The sequence below is a fragment of the uncultured Dialister sp. genome, assembly GCF_937959425.1.
Lineage (GTDB): Bacteria > Bacillota > Negativicutes > Veillonellales > Dialisteraceae > Dialister.
Window position 1 is genome coordinate 1 of record NZ_CALGPS010000093.1, and the last position, 21,719, is coordinate 21,719.

The window sequence follows — 21,719 nt, forward strand, 5'->3', positions numbered from 1 at the left end:
TATGTCTCATCTCTCCCTGTAACAACCCCTTCCACCACTATCGTGGTCCCCCTCCGCCCCGGTGGGAAGCGTCTCACTTGGTTCTCAGGTCGCTTTGTTCCCCTACGAACCAAGTTCGCTTGCCACCTGCAAGCAGGGGGAGGCAAGTTTAAGGTGCATAGTGGTCCCCCCCTTCCCCTGCAGGCAGGAGGCAAGTTTTTTGGTTTCCTTTTACAGGCATGACATAACATCATATTTCCCACGCAAAAAGACCGGCCCGGGGCCGGTCTTTTTTGACGCTTTATCTCAGTTCGTAGTTATAGTCTTCTTTGAGGATGTGGATGGCGCCCAGGTCGCCTTTCATGGCTGCTTTGATGAGCCACTGCATGGCGGCTTTTTCGTCTTTTTCTACGCCTTCGCCGCTGGAGAGGGCATAGCCGTAGTGGGCCATGCCGAAGGGGTCTCCTTTTTCGGCGGCTTTTTTGTAGAGTTTCACTGCCTCTTCGATGTCTTCGTCCACGCCGATGCCTGCTTCGTAGCAGAGGCCCAGGGCGGACCAGGCTGCGGGAATTTCATTTCTGGCGGCCCGTTTGTAGCATTCGAAGGCTTTGGCTGCGTGGTCTTTGCCGGTGCTGTGAGTAAAGGCGAGGCCCAGGCGGAGGAAGGCTTCTTTGTCTCCCAGGGTTTCGGCTTCTTCTGCCATGTGCCAGGCTTTTCCGGGGTCTGTGCTGCCGGCGGCGCCGGTGATGTATTCTCCGCAGGCCACGGAGAGGAAGCCCCGGAGGGTCATGTCACCGTCGGGGTCGCCGGCGTCTCTTCCTTTCCGTATCCACATTTCGGCGGCGGAGAGGTCTTTCTGGGTGCTGGTGCCCTGGGCATAGAACATGCCTGTCATGAGCATGGCACCGCTGTCGCCGCGTTCTGCGGCGAGGAGGTAGTAGCGGAAGGCTTTGTCGTAGTTGACTTTGCCCATGATGCCTTCGTCGTAGATTTTTCCCAGAAGGGAGGCGGCTTCGGCGCTGCCGTCGTCGGAGCAGTGCTCCAGCATTCTCCTGGCTTTTCTCGGGTTCGGTTTGTTCCCGTTAATGCCGCGGAGGTAGAGTTTACCCAGCTCTAGGCCTGCGTCTTCGATGCCGTATTCTACGCTGATTTTGTAGCAGTTTTCCGCTTTGTTTTCGTCTTTGTCCACGCCGTCGCCTTTTTCCCATTGGCGGCCCAGGACGTAGATTTCATAGGCTGCTTCTCTGGCGCCCATATTGGCTGCCTTTCTGAAGTATGCTACTGCCTCGTCCATATCCCCCATATGAAGGCAGTCCTGCCCCATGGAGTAGTAATATTCCATCATTCGATCAGATGCCATAATAGTCCTGCTCCTTTTTGGCGGCCAAGTCAGCCGCCGGAAATCTCTTCAGAAAGGCTGGCCCTTTCATGAAGATTATCTGAATTCTTTGCAGAGGTCTTCGAAGAGTGCTTCGGAGGGCTTTTCTACGTGGTCAATGAGCCGTACGTCTTTGGATGGAACGATGTCTCCGAAGGGGACGCCGTCCTTTTCTTCGTAGATGACGCCGGTGACAAGGCTGTCTGTTTCCGCCAGGAGGTGGAAGGCTTCGGCTTTGCTGGTGGGGTCATAGTTTTCGCGAAGGTCGGAAATCTTTTTCAGGTGTTCGTTGTACCACTGGACGGTGTTCATGTGGTTGAAGGTGACGCAGGGGGTGAAGATGTTCACGTAGGAGAATCCTTTGTGGTCCACTGCTTTTTCGATGATGTCCACCAGGTTCCTGCCGTCGATGGCGTAGGCCTGGGCCACGAAGGTGGCGCCGGCGGCAATGGCCATGGCGGGAACTGCCAGCGGGGTCAGTGGGTTTCCATCGGGGGTTGTCTTGGTGACGAAGCCCTTGGAAGAAGCCGGTGATGTCTGTCCTTTGGTGAGTCCATAGACCTGGTTGTCGAAGACCAGGTAGGTGATGTCCATATTTCTCTTCATAGCATGCATGGCGTGGCCGAGGCCGATGGCGTAGGAGTCGCCGTCGCCGGAGCATACGATGAGGTGGGTGTCTTTGTTGGCGCATTTGATGCCCTGAGCGAAGGGAAGAGCCCTGCCGTGGGTGGTGTGGGCGCCGTAGCAGTACTGGTAGCCGCCGATACGGGAGGAGCAGCCGATGCCGGAAATCAGGGTAATGTCTTCATTGGCCCATCCTTTTTTGGCGCAGACGGCGGAAATAGCGTTCTGGATGCCGTAGTCGCCGCAGCCGGGGCACCAGTTCGGTACGATTGTATTTTTATAGTCTCTCGGTGAAGCCATAATCAGAAGACCTCCTTGGCTTTGTTCACAATGGTAGAAGTGGTAAATGGTGTGCCGTCGTACTGGAGGAGCGACAGCAGTTTGTCATGGCAGTCGAAGTGGATGGCGAAGAGTTCGCGGAGCTGGGCTGTCAGGTCTTCTTCTACGATGAGAACTTTCTTGGCGCCTTCGATGTAGGGACGGAGGGCTTCTGTGGGGAACGGAGAAAGGAGACGGAGCTGGAGGTGGTTGACTTTCTTTCCTTCTGCTTCCAGTTCTTCCACCGCTTCTTCCAGGGCTCCGTTGGTGGAGGTAATGCCTACGAGGAGAAGGTCGGTGTCCGTTTCTTCATGGGTCACATAGAATGGTTTCATAGCATTGGGTACGGCTGCAAATTTCCGGTGCCGTTTTTCCATTTCCATGACGCGGTCGGCCTGGCCTTCAGCGGGCTTGCCGAATACGTTGTGTTCCAGGCCGGTGGAGAGAAACATGCCGTTCTTCACGCCGGGGATGGTTCTCGGGGAAATGCCGTCTTCGCTGTCTTCAAAGCGGTGGAAGTAGGCTTTTTTCTTTGTATCCAGTTCCGGAAGGCCGTCGGTTAAAAGTTTGCCGCGGTTAATGCCCACGCGGTTCAGGTCGAAAGCCGGTACGGACTGTTTGCACATGCCGAACTGGAGGTCAGAGAGGACGATGACGGGGGTCTGGAATTCTTCGGCCAGGTTGAAGGCTTCCTGGGTGATGTAGTAGCAGTCTTCAATGGAGGAAGCAGCCAGCACGATTTTTTCCGCATCGCCATGGCCGGAGGCAATGGCGTAGCGGATGTCGCTCTGTTCTACTTTCGTAGCCATGCCGGTGGATGGGCCTGCACGCATGACATCGATGATGACCACCGGGATTTCAGCCATGGCTGCCATGGAAATGGATTCAGCCATAAGGGAGAGCCCGGGGCCGGAGGTGGCGGTGAAGGCGCGCACCCCTGCATAGCCGGCGCCCATGGCCATCATGCAGGAGGACAGTTCATCTTCCGTCTGCACCACGGTGCCGTGGATTTTATGAACCACTTTAATCATGTATTCCATGATTTCAGAGGCCGGGGTAATGGGGTAGGAAGCCATGAAGCGGGAGCCGGCGGAAATAGCGCCCAAAGCGGCGGCTTCGTTGCCCAGAAGATAGAGCTGGTCTTTCTTCGGCGGAGTCGCCAGATGGCCCAGTTCCACGCCGTGCATGGCAGCAATGGCGGTGTCATAGCCTTCCTTGAAAATTTCCTTGTTCTTGGTAATGATTTCTTCGCCCTTCTTAGCGAAACGGTCTGCAATGAAGCCGTAGAAGGGATTTTCCGGGAATCCTAAAACGCCGGCGCTCATGCCCAGGGCTGCAATGTTCTTCATCTGCAGGCTGCCGTATTTCTTTGCCAGTTCCGTAATCGGAAGGGCCAGCATAATGCGGCCGCTGTGGGCTTCAAACTTCGGATGGAAAGCGTCATCGGCAATGATGACGCCCCCTTCCGGCACTTCTTTGCCGTGGAGATCAATGGTCTCCTGGTCCAGGGCTACCAGGCAGTCTACATGCTCGCCGATGGTAGCCACTTCCTTCGTGGCAATGCGAAGGGCAATGGTAGTATGGCCGCCTTTAATGCGGGATGCAAAAAGGCGCTGGCTGAACAGGGAATACCCTTCCTGCGCCAGTACACGGCCCAGAATCTCGCCGCAGGACTCTACGCCCTGCCCCTGCTGGCCGCCCATTTTCCAGATAAAATCACGTTTCGTTTCCACTCCATCTGCCTCCTTGGTGATGAATTACGGGAAATGTAAAAAGTAAGAAATATATATAGGTGAATCGCTTTTACACATACTCACACATTTTTATTATACCACCTTGGAGCTGTGAAATCTTGGGAAAATATTAATATTGATAAGTGGTGGGGCTTCGCCTCAGTGGGGAAAAGGTTCTTAAGATGGACCGGCCTTACGGCCGGAGGGTTCGGAAGTTTGACAGCCCTTACGGGGCTGAGGGTGGTGGATTGCCCTGCGGGCAATGAAGTTTTATATGCCGCTTCGCGGGACTTCTCCTCCCTATTCAGGGGCAGAATAAGCCGTGCTCCACTTAGCGCCACATTTGAAAGCACTGCTTCGCGGAGCTTTATTGTCCCACCGCCTGCGGGGTGGCAAAGGAACTGGATTCGTAGGGAGCCGAAGGTGCGTATTCTGCATAGAATACGCAAGGCCGGATAAGTAGGCGCCTAGCCTGCCCATAAAGGCGCCTACCTTTGGCTATCCGGCCCGATGTCTGAGAATCCAGTGACATGCTTCCCTTTGGGGGAAGGTGGTGCCGCAGGCACCAAAGGGGGAAAGCACCGGTATGGCTTGCAGCATTTATGTCTCATCTCTCCATGTACCATTCCGCCGAATTGGCCACCGCAGGTGGCCACCCCCTATCCGGCTGCGCCGGACTTACCCAAAGGGAAGCGTCTCACTTGGTTCTCAGGTCGCTACCGCTCCCCTACGAACCAAGTTCGCTTGCCACCCCTATTCAGGGGGCAGAATAAACCGCTCTACGCTTTCCTTCTGTGTCATATGCAGCACACTGTCCGGCGTCCATAGTGCCCGAAATGTGCGAAGTCAAAAAAAACAAAGCCCCTTTTCATTTGCAGTGCTTTGTTTTCTCTTGCTTTCCTATGTTATAATAATGGCAGTGAGACAGCCGTTTATATGATTTCCTTGACCGGGAAACGGCTCCCTCAATAGTTAAATATTTGAAGAAAGCCTCCTCAAGCCTTGGGTAGGCTTTTTTCATGTGCTAATTACTTAGACATGATTGTGGCAATTAAAATGCCGAATCCGATCATTAATGATAATGCTTCGTAAACGTTCATTTTGCCACCCCCTCTCAGAATCGATGAAGAGGGGAAAAGCCGTCACATATAAAAAGCTACCTCACCAGTTTTATTATACTATAAAAATTTTCCCTTTCCATATCATTTACAAAGCCCGGTAATTTTTTCTTATTTACCAAATCCCCTGCCCCACAGTCAGCAGATAAAACACAATCAAAAGGACGCCCGGCGCGGGGCGTCCTTTTGATTTCTTTTTCAATTTCTTACTTTCGGGCTGTTTTTCTTGGCCTGGAATTCTTCTGCTTCCAGTTTGTACACGAGGCAGCCTTCCAGCATGTTGTTGGTGATGGTCCAGTCTTTGCCGGAGATCTGTTTCATGAAGCCGGTCATGATGTCTTTGGCTTCTTCTTTGTCCCGGATGATGGTAATGCGTCCGCTGCCGATGATGCTCATGTAGGCGGTGGTGAAGAGGGCGGGGTTTGTTTTGTGGGGTACCACGTGATCTCCTGTGTCCATTTCAAAGCCGGCTCTTCCGTCTTTTTCGATGAGTTCTTTTTTAAGGCCCGCCTTCGCTCCATGGAAGTAAAGGGTGAGTTTTCCTTCTTCATAGGTGTAGGAATAGTTGACGGGCACTATGTAAATCCTGCCTTCGTCGTAGAGGCCTAGGCGTAGGATGCCGCAGGCGTCCAGGATGGCCCGGATTTCTTTTTCATCGGTGACAAGCCGGTCTTTCCGCCGCATGGGCCGTCTTGTTATATCCATGGCCGTTTTCCTCCTTTTTTGGATTTATTATAGCACGAGGGGAAATGAAAAGATTCTTAAGATTGACCGGCCTGTCGGCCGGAGGGTTCTTAGGTTTGACAGCCCTTACGGGCTGAGGGTTGTGGTGGCCTTGGGACACGCCTTGGCAGGCGTGAGGGTTCAGAGGGTTCAGAGGGTTCAGAGGGTTCATAGGGTTCATAGGGTGTGGTGGCGCCCTGCGGGCGCAAATTTATAGGCCGCCTTTCGGCGGGCAGTTTTGACGTTTGTGTCATTTTCGATACCTACTGTTTCGGTGATTGGCCACCTGCGGTGGCCCCCCTTGCCCGCTACGCGGGACTTCTCCACGGGAAAGCGTCTCACACGATTCTCAGGTCGCTACCGCTCCCCTATGAATCGTGTTCGCTTGCCACCCCGCAAGCGGGGGCAGAACAACCCGTGCTGTGCTTTGTGACCCTTATGAGATAATAGGCTTACAGAGCTTTGTTGTTCCCCATTCAAAAAGGCGCCCCTTCTGAGGGTGCCTTTTTCTATTTCCCATCTTCTGCCATATATATTTTCCTGTAGTAGAGGAGGACGGCGGCCATGCCCAGGTCGGTGAGGAGCCAGCTTAAGGGGTAGACGGCCATGAGTGTGTCGAAGTCGGGGCTCCAGCGGAAGATGGTGGCTACGTAAATCACTCGGGAAATACAGATACCGGCGGTGACGGTGATGGCGGGGATGAGGGATTTACCGAATCCCCGAAGAAAGCCGGATATCATTTCAATGATGAGGTTCAGGACTTCGGCGCCCAGGATATATTCCAGACGGATATAGCCGTAGTCGATGACGTCCCTGTCTGTGCTGAAGAGGGAGAGAAGGGATGTGCCGAAGAGGAGGATGAGTCCGCACACAAGAATCATGGCGCCAAGGCTCTGGCCGAAGGTAATGAGGAAGATTTTCCGGCAGCGGCTGATGAGGCCGGCGCCGTAGTTCTGTCCGGTGAAGGTGGTGCAGGCCTGGCCGAAAGCATTGATGACGTAGTACGCAATGATTTCCAGGTTGAAGGCCGCCGCCGAAGCTGCCATCACTTCTTCGCCAAGGCTGTTGATGGCGGACTGGATGACGATGTTGGAGAGGCTGAAGACGGCGCCCTGAAGGCCTGCAGGCACGCCTACGGAGAGGATTTCTTTCAGCATGGACAGGTCAAGCACCGCTTCTTTCAGGGAAATATGGACGGCAAGGGAGGTATGGGAGAGAAGGGCAAGGAGCATGAGGCTGCTCAAAAGGGTGGCACAGAGGGTGGAGACTGCCACGCCGCTTACGCCCATGTCCAGTACCAGTACGAGGAAAAGGCTGGCTGCCACTTTCACCACGCCGGAGATAATAAGGCAGAGGAAGGGGGTTCTGGTATCCCCCTGGCTCCGGAAGATGGCGGAGGTAAAGTTGTAGAGGAGGATGCCCGGCAGGGCCAGGAACATGATGCGAAGGTAGGTGAGGGACAGGGGCTGTACTTCTTTCGGCACGGAAAGAATGTGCATGAGGGGCGCCGCCAGCAGTTCTCCCAGAAGGGCCATAAGGATTCCGCCGGAAAAGGCGGCAATGATGGCTGTATGAACCGCCCTTTTCACCCCTTTTCGGTCTTTCCTGCCGGTGAGCTGGGAAATCACCACATTGGCGCCCAGGGATATGCCGATGAAGAAGGTAACTACGATGCCCACCACCGGCGCATTGCTTCCTACGGCAGCCATGGCGGTCTTCCCCGCGAAGCGGCCCATGATGAGGATGTCCACTGCGTTAAAAAGCTGCTGGCAGATACCGGTGGCCGCCAGCAGGAGGGCAAAGGTCCAAGTCTTATCTGCAATGGATCCGTGCAGCATGTCCATTTTCTTCATTCTATTTCCCCTTTCACCAGAATTTCACAGGAAAGCATTATAAAGCCGGATTTCCTGTACATAAAAGGAAATCCGGCATGTCTGTATGATGAAAGAATCATACTCCTCTGTATCGGCATTTGTCAATAGATTTTAAAATCAAAATGCAATGATTGATATAGAACAAAAAGCGGCATTCTGCCCCTCTGCCGCTTTTTGCTTTTATTCTGTTACTTCATACACTTCCTTCACCAGGCGGAAGGCTGCCCAGGCCTTGGGCCAGCCGGCATAGAAGGCCACCTGGGTGATGGTGTCTGCCATTTCTCCCAGGGTGACGCTGTTGTTTCTGGCGTTCTGGATGTGGTATTTCAGGGAGGAGTCGGTAATGCCCTGGCTTACCAGGGATACCACGGTAATCATGGAGCGCTGCTTCACAGACAGGGCGTCCTGTTTGTTCCACACTTCTCCAAAGAGGATGTCATCATTGTAACGGGCAAAGTCGGGAGCTGTCTTTCCCAGTATGTCCCGGCCTGCGGTCTGTACTATTTTCTTTGTCATAATTTTTCAAATTCCTTTTCGTCCACCGGTTCCAGCCATTCGTTGGATACGCCTTCTCCGCTTTTGGAAAGGGAAATGTGCTGGAAATTGCATCCCGGAGCGGCGCCGTGCCAGTGCTTGGCTTCCGGCGGAATGGTGACCACGTCGCCGGGAAGGAGGAGCTGAGGCTCTTTCCCTTCGTACTGGAGATAGCCCCTTCCCGACTCCACGATAAGCACCTGGCTGGTGCCGTGGTGGATGTGCCAGAAGGTATGGGCGCCGTTTTCAAAGGTCACGTTGTACACAGGAATGTCCTTGTCCTCAGACAGATTGATAAGCCAGCTTCTACCGGTGAAATATTTGGCATAGGCATCGTTGGGGCTCCCTACTTCCATGACAGCGCCCCTGCCTTCCAGGGATTTTTTGATTTCTTCTGCGTTCATTTACATGTCCTTTCTTACTTTTTCATAGAACGAATCCACTGCAGTACGTCGTCCGTTTTCCCGCCGCCGGTGAAGCATTCACCGGCAAGCCAGGTGCCGGTCTTGGCTGCACGGGAGAGGTTGTCGCCGCTGTCTCCCAGGGGACTGCTGTAGGAGGTGGCAAAGGGAATCACCGTCTTGCCGTCAAAATTGTGGTGTTCGGTGAAGGTATACATGATAGCCGGCGCCTCGCCCCACCAGATGGGGTAGCCCAGATATACCACCTTGTAATCGTTCCAGTTCTCCACGTCTCCCGTATATGCAGGACGGATGGAGCTGTCTTTATGCTCCTGTGATACCCGGCTCGTGCTGTTATGGTAGTCCAGGTCCGCTTCCGTATAGGGCACCTTCGGTGTAATGGCGTAAATATCACTGCCCGTCTCTTTGGCAATGGTTTCCGCCGCCCGCTTCGTATTGCCGGTGGCGGAATAGTACACCACAATGGACTTCCCTTCCGGCACTGCCGCTGCAGGGGTGCCGGAAGAGCTTCCGGCAGAAGCGCCGCCGCAGGCGCTCATAGTTAATACGGCTGCTGCCGCAGAAATAGTCATAGCTGCTTTTTTCCACATAATAAACCTCTTGTGAAAACTATATTTCCATATCTTTCCTATATTGTAGAAAGTTAAAGTTCACTTTAGTCAAGATTTGATTTATCCTTCTTTCCGATTTCCTCATAGGTATAGGGAATGGGCAGAAGTTCCTTCTTATCTTTCCCCCTCTTTCCATATTTTTCATCGCTGCAGGAAACCGGCTGCACCGCCGCTGCGGCGCAGACCATGTGATGCTCCGCCCAGTCTCCCAGCCCCACCAGAAGCAGGAACAGAACTATAATGATTTTTGCTTTCATAGCAGCCGCCTCCCTTTTCATGTTCTTACAGATTTATTATAGGGAAAGACTTTATTCATATCCAATGCCTGCTTTTTGCAGAAATTCATGCTTTAGGAGCATGGAAAGGAGGTAACGGATAGGAAACCTCCATGGTGAGTCATCTTTCCATGTCCCATCCTGCTGATTTGGCCGACTTATACGGTCAGCCGACTAAAAGGAAGGCCTCTTATTGGGCAGGCTAGAGGCCAACTTCGGCTGACTTGGAGGTCCTATGCAGGACCTCCACAGCCACCCCTATCCGGCTGCGCCGGACTTCTCCACGGGAAAGCTCTCACACGATTCTCAGGTCGCTACCGCTCCCCTACGAATCGTGTTCGCTTGCCACCCCTATTCAGGGGGCAGAACAACCCGTACTTAGCATAGATAGAGCAACCTATGAAATTACTGCCTCACGGCGCTTTTTTATCCCCCCGCCTGCGGAGGTACCGTCAGGCACCAAAGGGGGAGCACCGCAATGACTTGCAACATTGCGTATTCATCTCTCCATGTGCCATCATTTCATAAGCCCTATCGGATTTCTCCCACGCAAAAAGGGCGCCCTATCAGGCGCCCCATTCACAAGCTCGCAGGCTCTGCCAATCCACCATCTCACTATTCCTTTTCCGTCAGTTTCAGTCTGTCTTTCCTGTTATTAAGGTATATATAGTACAGGTCTCCATAGAAGGGGTTGGTACTCTTCCTTGCCGTGTCTTCCACTTCGATGATATGGCCTTTTTTCGTCACCATGCGGTAGGTAAGGAAGTCGATATGTTCTTTGTTGTCTTTTCTGGAGAGCTGGCGCTGGAATTCCCTTTTCATAGGTTCCACGTCGCCCGGATGGATGACATTATAAATACTGCCGCCGGTGTATTTCATGAAGTCTTCATAGTCGTCGCATTCCAGGAGACTCACCATGCCATGGTTGGCAAAGAGGATTTCTTCCTTTTCCGTAGCCTTCAGTACCAGTATGCCGCCGGGGAGGTGGTCCGCCACGTCGGTGAGGTTGAAGCCGAACTGGGATCGTTTGTCGGTGAGGGAGATGGAGTTATCGAACTGCCGCCAGCCTGCTTTGCCGTTCAGTTTGGCTCCGTAGAGGGCGAAGTCGGCGCGGATGCAGAGGTCTCCGTAGGCTTCTCCCTGTTCCGGGTAGGCGGCGCAGCCCAGGGAGGCATAGAATTTCACTTCTTTATCCCCTGTTTTAAAGGTATGGGGTTTCCTGGTGAAACGGTCCATGGCACCGGTGACCTTGGTGAAGTCCTCATAGGGATGGAAGAGGACGAATTCGTCGCCGCCGTTTCTGGTGATGATGGACTTTTCGCCGAAGGTTTCTTTCATGTCCCGCACCAGGGTTTTCAGGGCTTCGTCCCCTACCCGGTGGCCGTATACGTCGTTCACCAGTTTGAAATTGTCGATGTCCAGGGCAATGACCAGGGCTTTCTTTCCCGGGTTTTCCGCCATGTAGGAAGCCACGGCGTCGTCGCCGCCTTTTCGGTTATACACGCCGGTTAAGGGGTCATGGCCGCCGCTTCGCTTCAGGGCGCCGTTTGCTTTCTTCAGGATGCCGTTTCTGCGGAAGAGGAAGGAAATAAGGATGGTGAGGGAGAGGCCGGCCAGGGTGGCGAAGAAAAGGAGCATCCAGTTCACGCCGCTCCCCTGGGGGCGAAGGACGATGGTCCACAGGTCGCCGGCAATGACCCGTTCGGCGTAGGGATTTCCCATTTCCGTCTTTCCCAGTTCCTTTACCAGGTGCGGTTTGTCATCCCATCCGTTTTTATGGTAGAGGGTATAGTCCAGGCGCTGTTTGCCCAGGTTGGAAATATTGGCACGGCTCAGCACTTTGCTCTGCTCTACGGACAGCGCAATGTATCCCCAGAACCGGGTCTGCTCTTCACTATGGATAAATACGGGCCGAAGCAGCACCATCATCTTGTAGGGAGCTCCCACGTCCACTGAATCCACCAGCACCAGCCTGTCTTCCTGCCGCGCTTCTTCCGCTGCTTTCCGGAGGCTGTTTTGAAGGAGCCAGGGAAAATCGATTTCTCTGGTATCTTCCGCCAGAAAGGCCACGGGCTTTCCATTTCTGGGAAGCAGCTGGATACTGCGGATCATGGGATCCATGGTCATCATCATGCGGGCTTCCGCCGGATCTTCCATATAGGCCTCCGGATTTTCCTGCAATTTGGATGTCATAAGACTTGTAATCACATCCCACCACTGCACCAGACCGTCAATGCCTTCCAGCCGATGGATGGCATAGGGCGTGAAAACTTCCACATCCATCTGTCCATGATTCCGGTAAAGGGCAAAATCAAGAAAGCACGTCAAAAAGAGACCGGCCAACAGGATAGGAAGACTCAGGCATTTTACCATGCTTCTGATTCTGCACATCACCATAACCGGTCCCTCGATTTCGTATCACCAAAAACACTTACTGTTTTATTATACCCTCTGTGATAAAGGTTAACAAGGGATGGCGCCAAAACTCCTATGAAAGGAAGAAAAACAAAAAGGGCCTTCTGCAAGGCCCTTTAGTGTGTGGAGCGGATGAAGGGAGTCGAACCCTCCTGTCCAGCTTGGGAAGCTGGCGTTCTACCGATGAACTACACCCGCATTGAGGTACATTTAATGATACCATATTTCATCGGGTTTTGCCAGTGGAAGTTGGAGTGGACGTTTTGCGGCCCCCGGGTGCAGAGGGGCGCGAAGGGGCGCCGCCTGTCGGCGGCAGGTTGTGTAGAAAGGTTGTGGGAAAAGGTTCTTAAGTTTGACCGGCCTGTCAGCGGTCAGGTTCTTAAGTTTGACGGGCCCTCCGGGCCCGAGGGTTGTGGATTGCCGCTGACGCGGCAATAAAATTTTATAATGCTGCCTACGGCAGCTGAATAAAACCTCTCTACCTTTATCAGTAAAATCATGCAGCACACTGCCCAGCGTCCATAGTGCCCCCGCTTGCGGGGGAAAGGTGGTGCCGCAGGCACCAAAGGGGGAAATGCCGGAATGGTAAAAGCACTTATATCTCATTTCTTCATGTACCATGATTCTGAGCCGGCCGACTTACACAGTCAGCCGACTAAAAGGAAGGCCTCTTATTGGGCAGAACAACCCGCGCTTAGCATGGAGCGACTGATGAGACTACAGCCTCACCACGCTTTGTTGTCCCCCGCCTGCGGAAGCTTCTCCATTTTTACCTATAGAGTCCCCTGCAGCCGGCTGGACAGGGACGCAAAAAAGACTGCGGGCCTTTGGGCTTCACAGTCTTTTTTTCTATCAGTATTTGTCTCCGTAGAGTTCTTTGTTTCTCTGGACAATGGACATGATGCGGCTGGCGGTTTCTTCTATGGCCTTGTTGGATACGTCGATGACCATGCAGTGGAGCTGGCGCATGACTTCTTTGGCGTAGGAGAGTTCGTCTTCAATGCGGGCAATGTCGGTGTAGTTGGCGGTGCCGGAGAAGCCCAGGGCTTTCATTCTTTCGCTCCTGATGGTGTTGAGTTTATAGGGGTCGATGATGAGGCCGATGATGCGGTAGGGCGGGATGTGGAAGATTTCTTCCGGCAGCGGCACTTCCGGAACCAGGGGAAGGTTGGCTACTTTGTACTTTTTGTGGGCCATGTACATGGACAGCGGTGTCTTGGATGTACGGGATACGCCTACCAGGACTACGTCGGCTTTGGCAAAGCCTGCGGGGTTCTTGCCGTCGTCGTATTTCACAGCGAATTCGATGGCTTCCACTTTGCGGAAATATTCTTCGTCCAGTTTGTGGATAATGCCCGGTTTCATTCTAGGCTTGGTGGTGGAAATGGATCCCACCATGTCCATCATGGGGCCAAGGATGTCCACGTAGCGCACGTTTTTGGCTTCTGCGATTTTTTCAAAGGTCTGGCGGAGTTCCGGGCTCACCAGGGTGTGGCAGACCACAGCGCCATGCTGGGCTGCTTCTTCTACCACTTTCTGGATCTGTTCCGCGTGGCGGATGAAGGGCACCCGGATGATGTCGATGTCTTCATCGAACTGGCTGATGGTGGCTTTGGCCACGCTTTCCGCCGTTTCACCCAGGGAGTCGGAGACCACATAGACTTCCGGTATTTTATTCAAGAGCATAGCCTCCTTTTATGGTTATCGTTTACCCCGTCCCAGTTCCAGGAAGAGGCGGGTAATATTGGTTTTGGAAATCCGGCCTTTGAGCTGGAATTTCTTTTCTCCGTTCACGTCTTTGAAGGTGCCTACAGGGAGGCAGTCGATTTCATAGTCGATGAGTTTCTGTGCAATGGATACCATGTCTTCATCGGGCTCTGCGTAAATCATTTTGGAGCGGGATGTCATGACCATGGAAATGGGCACTTTGGCCAGGTCTTCCCTGCCCATAGCGGATTTCAAAAGGTCTTTTCTGGATACCACGCCCAGCACGTCGTCTTCTTTCCCTACGAAGAGGGTGCCGATGTCTTCGGTGAAGAGGAGGACGGCTGCGTCATAGGCATTGGAATCGGCGTTCACAAGGACGGGACGGGACATACAGGACTCGGCGGTGCAGGAGCGGATTTCGGCTGCTGCGGGGTCTTCTCCGCCGCCCAGGTAGTAGTAGCCCAGCCGGCGTCTTGCTGCGATCACTTCTCCGGAGAGGAGGACTGCCAGGTCGCCGCGGAGGGCGCTGCGGGTGACATGAAGACGTTCTGCAATCATTTCTCCCGTAATGGGGCCGTTTTCCCGGACGATGCGGGTAATTTCCTTTTGACGGCTGGTGAGCTGCATGTTGTCTCCTTTCTTGTATGGAAAATAACAAACCGGGACTGCCTTCGCAGCCCCGGTTTGGGAAATATTCATCGGTCATTCATGGGCCGTGGCTGCCATGGGTATCTTACCAGGTGTAGTCTTCTACTTCCTTGATGCCTCTTCCGGTAGCAGCGTCCAGCATGAGTCTCTGTTCGATGCGGGCTACGTTTCTCTTGGTGGCTTTCACCATATCCGGGTTCACGGATACGTAGTCGATGCCGCTCTTCACCAGGAATTCGGTGAAGTCAGGATATACGGACGGTGCCTGGCCGCAGATGGAAACGGTCTTGCCGTCTTTGTGGGCGGTGGCGATGAGGTGGCGGACAGCTCTCTTGATGGCCAGGTTTCTTTCGTCGAAGAGGGAAGAAACGGTGTCGTTGTTGCGGTCGCAGCCCAGGATGAGCATGGTGAGGTCGTTGGAGCCGATGGAGTATCCGTCGATGTACTGGTTGAACTGGTCAGCCAGGATGATGTTGGATGGGATTTCAGCCATGAGGAAGAGTTTGAAGTCCGGGCCTCTTTCCAGTCCTTCTTCTTTCATGATGGCAGTCACCTTGGCTGCTTCTGCTACGGTGCGGCAGAACGGAATCATGCAGTTCAGGTTTTTCAGGCCGTATTCTTCACGGACTTTCTTGACAGCTTTCAGTTCGAGGCGGAAAGCGGCGGTGTACTTGGGATCATAGTAGCGGGAAGCGCCTCTCCAGCCAAGGAGGTCAGCCGGTTCAACCGGTTCGTATTTGTCGCCGCCCTTGAGGTTTCTGTATTCGCCGGATTTGAAATCGGAGAAACGGAGAACTACAGGCCGCGGAGCCAGGGCGCGGCATACTTTGGAGATGCCTTCTGCCAGCATGTCGATGACTTTTTCCGGTTTGCCCTGTTCGATGAGGTACAGCGGATGTTCATGGATGAAGGTGGTCCAGATGAATTCTTCACGCATGAGGCCGATGCCGTCGCAGGGGAGGCTTGCGTATTTGTCAGCCAGGTCCGGGTCCCCCAGGTTCATCATGACGCCGGTGCCGGTAGGTGCGAAGTATTCAGCTGCCACTACGGTGGTGCCTGCTGCGCCTGCTGCCTGCTTGGGTTCATCCTTCTTTACCAGGTCTTCTACAATACCTTCATAGACTACGCCGTTCTGGGCATCAATAGTGATGTCCTGACCGGATTTCAGTACTTTGGTAGCTTCTACGCTGCGGCTCTTGGTGCCAACCACGCAGGGGATGCCCAGTTCACGGGAAACGATGGATGCGTGGCAGGTCATGCCGCCGGCATCGGTGACAATGGCAACAGCCTTCTTCATGGCCGGTACCCAGTCCGGGGAGGTCATGGTGGTGACGAGAACTTCGCCTTCCTGGAATTCATCAATGTCCTTGGGATCTGTAATTACATGGCATTTGCCTGCTGCCATTCCCGGGCTTGCAGGAAGGCCTTTAACCAGTACCTTGTGATCAGTTGTCATTTTCACTTCTCCATTTCCAGCTTTCTTTTCTTTATTCTTCTTGGACCAAACGGTTTCCGGACGGGCCTGCAGGATCCAGATGCGGTCCTGATGGTCTACTGCCCATTCCATATCCATGTAGCAGCCATAGTGTTTTTCAATGGCTTTGGCATAGCTTGCCAGTTTCACCACCTGGTCATCGGTGAGAGCCTGGGATTTTGCTCTTTCTTCCGGTACCTTTCTTTCTTCCACATCGCCGCCGGGCTTGCGCACCAGTTCGATGGACTTTTCATTGACGATACGGGATTTGATGGTCAGGTCAGCTTTATTGACGATGAAATTATCCGGTGTAACGGTGCCCTGTACCACGTATTCGCCCAGGCCCCAGGAGCCTTCGATCATGACGCAGGAATCGTCGCCGTTGGCAATGTTCACGGTGAACATAACACCGGCTACCTTGGAGTCAGCCATCATCTGGACAGCGGCGGAAAGGGCTACATTTTCATGGTCGAAATGTTTCTTGGCACGATAGTATACAGCACGGTCGGTAAAGGTGGATGCGTAGCATTCTTTCACCTTGCGGATGACCATGTCACGGCCGGTGACATTGAGGTAGGTATCCTGCTGGCCGGCAAAGGAAGCATCAGGCAGATCTTCGGCGGTGGCGGAGGAACGGACAGCCACGTAGGGGTTTTCCTCATTCACTTTCTTAGCCAGTTCGTCGTAAGCATCGCCGATGGCCTTGGCCAGGTCTTCCGGCATTTCAGCGGAAACGATGCTTTCGCGGATCTTGGTGCAGACTTCATGGAGTTCCACGGAGTCTTCCACGTCTTTCAGGTCCTGGAGCAGTTCATGAATCTTCTTGTTCTGACCGGTGGTTTCCATGAAATAGCGGTATGCATGAGCCGTGGTAGCGTATCCGTAGGGAACGGGTACGCCGGTGGAGGTGGTCAGTTCACCCAGGGAAGAAGACTTCCCGCCAACCAGTGCTACATCCTTTCTGTGCAGTTCATCAAACCATAAAACATAAGCATTCTCTCTTGCGTCCATCATAGCCCTCCTTAAGGTATGAAGATAAGAAATATAAAAGCTTGAATTTCTTGTACACTATTTCGTATCAGCAAAATTATAGTATACCTTTATAGCGCAAAAGTCAAGGTGTTTTATGTCACTTAGACAGCCTTTTTAGAAAAACAATGATATCCTTATGGGACCGCGAAGCGGTCCCGGGTTCAGAGGGTTCAAAAGGTTCAGAGGGGTGCGCCCTTTGGGCGCGAAGGGGGCGCCGCCTGTCGGCGGCAGGTTGTGTAAAAGGGTTATGAAGGAAAGGGTTCTTAAGATGGACCGGCCCTGTGGGCCGGAAGGTTCTTAGGTTTGACAGCCCCTGCGGGGCTGAGGGTTGTGGTATCGCCCTGCCGGGCGATGGGTATAAAGTCAGCGTTACGGGATTTACCTTCCCGCCTCCCACCGTCATCCTGAACGAAGTGAAGGATCTCGGTACAAGACGTTAGTGTCTCCAGCGCTGATAAATACCAGTCGGCGGGAAGGGTTCATGGACACGCCTGCGGCATGAGGGGCGCGGCTTCGCCGTGGGTTGTGACCGCCTGCGGCGGCAGGTTGTGTAAAAGGGTTATGAAGGAAAGGGTTCAACGGATTGACCGGCCCTGTGGGCCGGAAGGTTCTTAAGTTTGACGGGCCTTTGGCCCGAGGGTTCTCAGGTTTGACAGCCCCTGCGGGGCTGAGGGTTGTGGATTGGGGCTGTGAAAAAATGTAAATCATTTTTTCACAGCCCACACTTTATATCAGCTGCCTGCGGCAGCATGCCTTTGGCAATCCCCCCTCGCCACTTCGTGGCCCTCTCCCGCCCCGGTGGGAAGCGTGTCACTGGATTCTCAGTCGTCTATCGACTCCCTGCGAATCCAGTTCCCTTGCCACCTGACAAGCAGGGGGGCGCAAGAGAGTATATGGGCGCTCGCCACCCACCCCTTAACCAGGGGTGGACAAGGGCGTTACGGGCTTACCTTTTGTGTCTCAGTGATACATAACACAGCGGTAAGCGGACAGCCGACAGCGGATAGCTGATTACTGTCTCACTGTCTCACTAATACACTAGTTCACCAGCCCACCAGCTCACTTAATCAGCAGCACCGGGCATTTCACGTGGTGCACGGTATAGTAGCTCACACTGCCCAGGAACATGGAGGAGAAGGAATTCCTTCCGCTGCTGCCCATGACGATGAGGTCCGTGCCGTCATCTTCGGCGGTAAGGGCAATCATTACCTCCGGCGAACCCAGGAGGATTTCCTGGCGCACCTTCACACCCTCCGGCACCTTTTTCATCAGCCGGCCCAGCACAGCCGCTCCCTTCTCCTTCAGCGGGCTGGTATCATCATTCTTCTCATTGAAATGGACTGTGAAATCAGGGGTGCTCATGCCTTCCCCGTTGGCCACGTAAATCACATGCACCTCTGCGTCGAAGAGTTTGGCCATTTCCATACCGTAATCGAAAGCCCGGTCCGACATTTTCGAATCGTCCACAGGAATCAGAATCTTATGTATCTCTCTGTCTATCATAAAAATCCCTTCTTTCTGCCACAGGAAATCCTCCCTGCAGCCCCGATTTCAAAAACGGACTATTTCACAATCAGTACAGGGCATTTGGCATGGTGCACCGTATAATGGCTCACACTGCCCATGACGAAAGAGGAAACGGACCCTTTGCCGCTGTTCCCCATGACGATAAGGTCGGCTCCCTCCGCCTCCGCCGTGCGGATAATGGAAGACCCCGGCACGCCGATGGAAACGATGCGGCGCACCTTCACATCCTCCGGCGCATCCTGTGCATACAGGGCAAGAATGTCCTCCCCCTTCTTCTTCACCGAAGCCGTATCCGTCTCCGCCAGACTCACCCGGTACACCGGATACATGAGGGTGTCTGCATCCACCACATACAGAAGAATGATTTCCGCTGCCGTCTTCTTGGCAAAAGCCACGGCATAAGAAAAGGCTCTCTCCGAAGCATCGGAGCCATCAATGGGAACGAGTATTTTTTTGATGTCCATAATAAGACCTCCTTCGAACTGACACTTTCCCATAATTCCTTACCTATATTATAGCAGATTTGCTGTATGCCCGGGCCGCTCTGCGGCCCGGGTTCAGAGGGTTTTTCCCTCCCCAACATATAGTCCCCCCGCCTGCGGGGGGAAGGTGGTGCCGTCAGGCACCAAAGGGGGCCGGCTCAAGGGTTCAAAGGGGCACCCTTCGGGTGCGAAAGGGCGAAAGGTTCTTAAGATTGACCGGCCTAAAGGCCGGAGGGTTCTGAAGTTTGACGGGCCTACAGCCCGAGGGTTGTGGATTGCCGCTTCGCGGCAATGAGTATAAATACCGCCTGACGGCGGTTCCATACCAACTTAGAGTATCAATGTGCCATGCAGCCTCGTCCACCCCTTCGCCACTTTGTGGCCCTCTTCACCGGTCAGCCGGACAAAAGGAAGGCCCTTTTATGGGCAGGCTAAGGGCCAACTTCGGCTGACTCGGAGACCCCTATGCAGGGTCTCCGCCTAAAGGGGACGCAAGGGCGTTCCGGGAATACCTTCCCGCCGGGCAAGTCATTCTGAGCCGCAGGCGAAGAATCTCCGTAAGCGCCGATCGTGCCTCATCTGCCGGTAACTACCGATCGGCGGGAAGCAGTTGGAGCAATCGGCAGCAGACCGATGCAGCAGGAGATTTCTCCACTCCTCTCCGCTGCGGTCGAAATGACAAAGGCGCAGGGCAGCTGTATTCCCGAATGGGTGCAGCCCTGCCGCAAACCGTCATCCCCCATCCCATCTATCGTCTATCTTCTCCCATCTAATCCCCCTAATTATGACCATCAGTCTAAAAATACTTGCTTTATCTTCCCAAATTGCATATAATTTCAATTATGCGACTTTATTTCAAACAAAAACTTATGCATTGAAAGGATTACCACAGTGATAGAAGCCATTTACAAAAGAAGAAGTGTACGTCATTTCCTTCAGAAACCCATCCCCCAGGAAGACCTGGACCAGATCCTGGAAGCAGGCATGTGGGCACCCTCTGAAAAGAACGCCCAGCCCTGGAAATTCATCGTCATCCGCGGCGCTGAACGGAAAGCCATGGTGAAACAGCTGAAAGAGGGCATCATGAAAAACCGGAAAGGCGAAGAAAATGCCATTTTCGGCAAGAAATACGAAAAATTCATTCCCTCCGCCATCTACACCGCCCGGGTACTGGAACAGGCGCCGGTCATCGTATTCGTCATGAACACCAAAGGCCTGAACTACAGAGAAGACCACCCCAAGGACGAATACCTCATGGAACTGGCAGACATCCAGTCCGTCAGCGCAGCCATCCAGAACATGTGCCTCGAAGCCACCGCCCGGGGCATCGGAAGCCTCTGGACCTGCAACGTCTTCTTCGCCTACGACGAACTGAAAGAATGGCTTCATGAAGACGGTGAAATGGCAGCAGCCATCGCCTTCGGCTACACCGACAAAGAAGTCCGCCCCCTCCCCCGGAAGCCGGTGGACCAGGTCGTGGAATACCGCGGCGACTACCCCGACGAATGGAAAGAAATGCTGAAATAAGAAAAAGCAGTGGATTCGCTCCGCTGCTTTTTGTATACATAAATTCCCCAAATGACCGCCGGCTGCCGGCCTCTACGTCATTTCGGGCGACGCTGCATATGGTTATGGATGGTCAATGCTTTTATTCTATTGAAGCTCTGCGCCCCGCAATCTCCCGCCGCGATGAGGCACTATTGCAGAATGAGATTTCTCCACATCAGCCGAAGTTGGCCTGCGTAGAACGATGGTGAGAGTCATTAGGATGCTTACCATCGTACACCCTTTGCCTCTTCGAGGCGTTCACCCATAGGGAAGCGTGTCACTGGATTTTCGGGTCGCTGTGCTCCCCTACATCCACTGCTGTCACCGACTCACTGGATTCTCAGGTCGCTTAGGCTCCCCTGCGAATTCAGTTCGCTGGTGCAACCCCAGTTTCCTTGCCACCTCAAGGGGAAACGGGAAATATAGAGAGGCTTTCCTATTGGCGGCTGACCGTTTGCGGTCGAAATGACGATGGGGCGGGGCAACTGTATTTCCGGATGTGTGCAGCCCTGACAGGGGGCTCTGACTAGTTCACTAGCTCACCAGTCAACCAGCTCACTAATAAATACCGGTCAGCGGGAAGGCGGTAACTATTGATTTGCATTAAGAACTTACTGTTGTCTTTTATCATTTCTGTGGTATAATGGGCATAGAAAGAGACAGCTGGTATCCTTGACGGGGAAATGGCTCTCTCATAATCATTTTAATTTGAAAGGAGCCTTCCTAACCATGGATGGCTTTTTTCAATTGCTACTTTTTAACAAGTGCAATGATGGCGACCACTAAGGCCGCAAAATTGATGATGACCATAAAGGCCTGATACAAATCTTGGCTCATAGTGAATCACCTCCTCTTACAGGAAGTAAGAGAAAGCCACACCAGCTGTCTCATGTAAATAGTATCATGTTATTTAAAGTCTTGGCAAATATTCCAAAAAATAAATCAATATTTTCTGAAAAGTCTTCCCGATTAGAGACGGCTTTTTATTTTTTATCAACTAACATATGAATCACCGCACCGACACGGAATGACCGGCTGCGGTCAAAATGACGATGGGGCGGGGCAGCTGTATTTCCGGATGTGTGCAGCTCCGACTAAGGAAGCGCTGATTAAATCACTGTCTGCTTTTATTCTTGAATTTTTATGTAATGCAAGGAATGGGACGACGCGAATAGCAAGCTATTTAAGGAGTTCCATGACGAAGCCGTGCATAAAAATTCTTATAAAAGCAGACTCTATGAACTAATCAGTGCTTCCCTTGGCCGCAGACAAAGAATCTTGGTAACCGTCGATAGTG

18 protein-coding genes and 1 tRNA gene are annotated in these 21,719 nt (G+C 53.2%); 1 reads left to right on the plus strand and 18 read right to left on the minus strand.

Translation table 11 applies throughout. The features are described from left to right. Positions 1-280 precede the first annotated feature (280 nt). The 17 genes from Q0482_RS03640 to Q0482_RS03715 all read right to left on the minus strand — a co-directional run bounded on the left by Q0482_RS03640 (position 281) and on the right by Q0482_RS03715 (position 18,856). Positions 281-1,339 (minus strand): tetratricopeptide repeat protein, encoded by a 1,059-nt coding sequence (locus tag Q0482_RS03640; RefSeq protein ID WP_299143503.1) that lies wholly within the window; start codon positions 1,337-1,339, stop codon positions 281-283. A 75-nt stretch (positions 1,340-1,414) separates the two neighbouring features. Then, positions 1,415-2,281: a 2-oxoacid:ferredoxin oxidoreductase subunit beta gene (locus tag Q0482_RS03645; protein WP_299143506.1), complete on the minus strand. Its 867-nt coding sequence runs from the start codon at positions 2,279-2,281 to the stop codon at positions 1,415-1,417. A gap of 2 nt (positions 2,282-2,283) precedes the next feature. Next, positions 2,284-4,032, minus strand: coding sequence for a 2-oxoacid:acceptor oxidoreductase subunit alpha (locus Q0482_RS03650; protein WP_299143508.1), 1,749 nt, complete (start codon positions 4,030-4,032; stop codon positions 2,284-2,286). A gap of 1,028 nt (positions 4,033-5,060) precedes the next feature. After that, entirely contained in the window at positions 5,061-5,132 is a 72-nt protein-coding gene (locus Q0482_RS10000; RefSeq protein ID WP_366517982.1) for a putative holin-like toxin, read from the minus strand. Positions 5,133-5,348: 216 nt separating this feature from the next. Next, positions 5,349-5,855 (minus strand): pyridoxamine 5'-phosphate oxidase family protein, encoded by a 507-nt coding sequence (locus tag Q0482_RS03655; protein WP_299143511.1) that lies wholly within the window; start codon positions 5,853-5,855, stop codon positions 5,349-5,351. A gap of 527 nt (positions 5,856-6,382) precedes the next feature. Beyond that, positions 6,383-7,726, minus strand: a complete 1,344-nt coding sequence (locus tag Q0482_RS03660; RefSeq protein ID WP_299143514.1) for an MATE family efflux transporter — start codon at positions 7,724-7,726, stop codon at positions 6,383-6,385. Between the two features lie 201 nt (positions 7,727-7,927). Continuing rightward, a complete protein-coding gene (locus Q0482_RS03665; RefSeq protein WP_299143517.1) occupies positions 7,928-8,263 on the minus strand; it encodes a carboxymuconolactone decarboxylase family protein in 336 nt (111 codons plus the stop codon). After that, positions 8,260-8,685, minus strand: a complete 426-nt coding sequence (locus Q0482_RS03670) for a cupin domain-containing protein (protein WP_299143521.1) — start codon at positions 8,683-8,685, stop codon at positions 8,260-8,262. Before Q0482_RS03670 ends, Q0482_RS03665 begins: the two co-directional genes overlap by 4 nt. Before the next feature lie 14 nt (positions 8,686-8,699). Then, complete coding sequence (locus Q0482_RS03675; protein ID WP_299143524.1) at positions 8,700-9,293, minus strand: flavodoxin; 594 nt, start codon at positions 9,291-9,293, stop codon at positions 8,700-8,702. Between the two features lie 65 nt (positions 9,294-9,358). Then, positions 9,359-9,571 carry a hypothetical protein gene (locus tag Q0482_RS03680; protein ID WP_299143526.1) on the minus strand — a complete coding sequence of 71 codons (213 nt, stop codon included), beginning with the start codon at positions 9,569-9,571 and terminating at the stop codon, positions 9,359-9,361. 633 nt (positions 9,572-10,204) lie between these two features. After that, on the minus strand, positions 10,205-11,980 hold the full coding sequence (locus tag Q0482_RS03685; protein ID WP_299143529.1) for a diguanylate cyclase: 1,776 nt from the start codon (positions 11,978-11,980) through the stop codon (positions 10,205-10,207). Between the two features lie 148 nt (positions 11,981-12,128). Continuing rightward, a tRNA-Gly gene (locus tag Q0482_RS03690) sits at positions 12,129-12,202 on the minus strand. Positions 12,203-12,856: 654 nt separating this feature from the next. Next, positions 12,857-13,690, minus strand: a complete 834-nt coding sequence (locus Q0482_RS03695) for a pyruvate, water dikinase regulatory protein (RefSeq protein ID WP_299143532.1) — start codon at positions 13,688-13,690, stop codon at positions 12,857-12,859. 15 nt (positions 13,691-13,705) lie between these two features. Then, a complete protein-coding gene (locus Q0482_RS03700) occupies positions 13,706-14,338 on the minus strand; it encodes a helix-turn-helix transcriptional regulator (protein WP_291055081.1) in 633 nt (210 codons plus the stop codon). A gap of 106 nt (positions 14,339-14,444) precedes the next feature. Further along, entirely contained in the window at positions 14,445-16,844 is a 2,400-nt protein-coding gene (ppsA, locus tag Q0482_RS03705) for a phosphoenolpyruvate synthase (RefSeq protein WP_299143599.1), read from the minus strand. A gap of 1,080 nt (positions 16,845-17,924) precedes the next feature. Next, complete coding sequence (locus tag Q0482_RS03710) at positions 17,925-18,368, minus strand: universal stress protein (protein ID WP_296981699.1); 444 nt, start codon at positions 18,366-18,368, stop codon at positions 17,925-17,927. A gap of 59 nt (positions 18,369-18,427) precedes the next feature. After that, entirely contained in the window at positions 18,428-18,856 is a 429-nt protein-coding gene (locus tag Q0482_RS03715; protein ID WP_299143536.1) for a universal stress protein, read from the minus strand. A gap of 909 nt (positions 18,857-19,765) precedes the next feature. Between Q0482_RS03715 and Q0482_RS03720 the strand changes: the two genes are divergently transcribed. Further along, positions 19,766-20,401 (plus strand): nitroreductase family protein, encoded by a 636-nt coding sequence (locus Q0482_RS03720; RefSeq protein WP_299143538.1) that lies wholly within the window; start codon positions 19,766-19,768, stop codon positions 20,399-20,401. Positions 20,402-21,172: 771 nt separating this feature from the next. Here Q0482_RS03720 and Q0482_RS10005 read toward each other — a convergent pair. Further along, on the minus strand, positions 21,173-21,259 hold the full coding sequence (locus Q0482_RS10005; protein ID WP_363316337.1) for a putative holin-like toxin: 87 nt from the start codon (positions 21,257-21,259) through the stop codon (positions 21,173-21,175). Positions 21,260-21,719 lie beyond the last annotated feature (460 nt).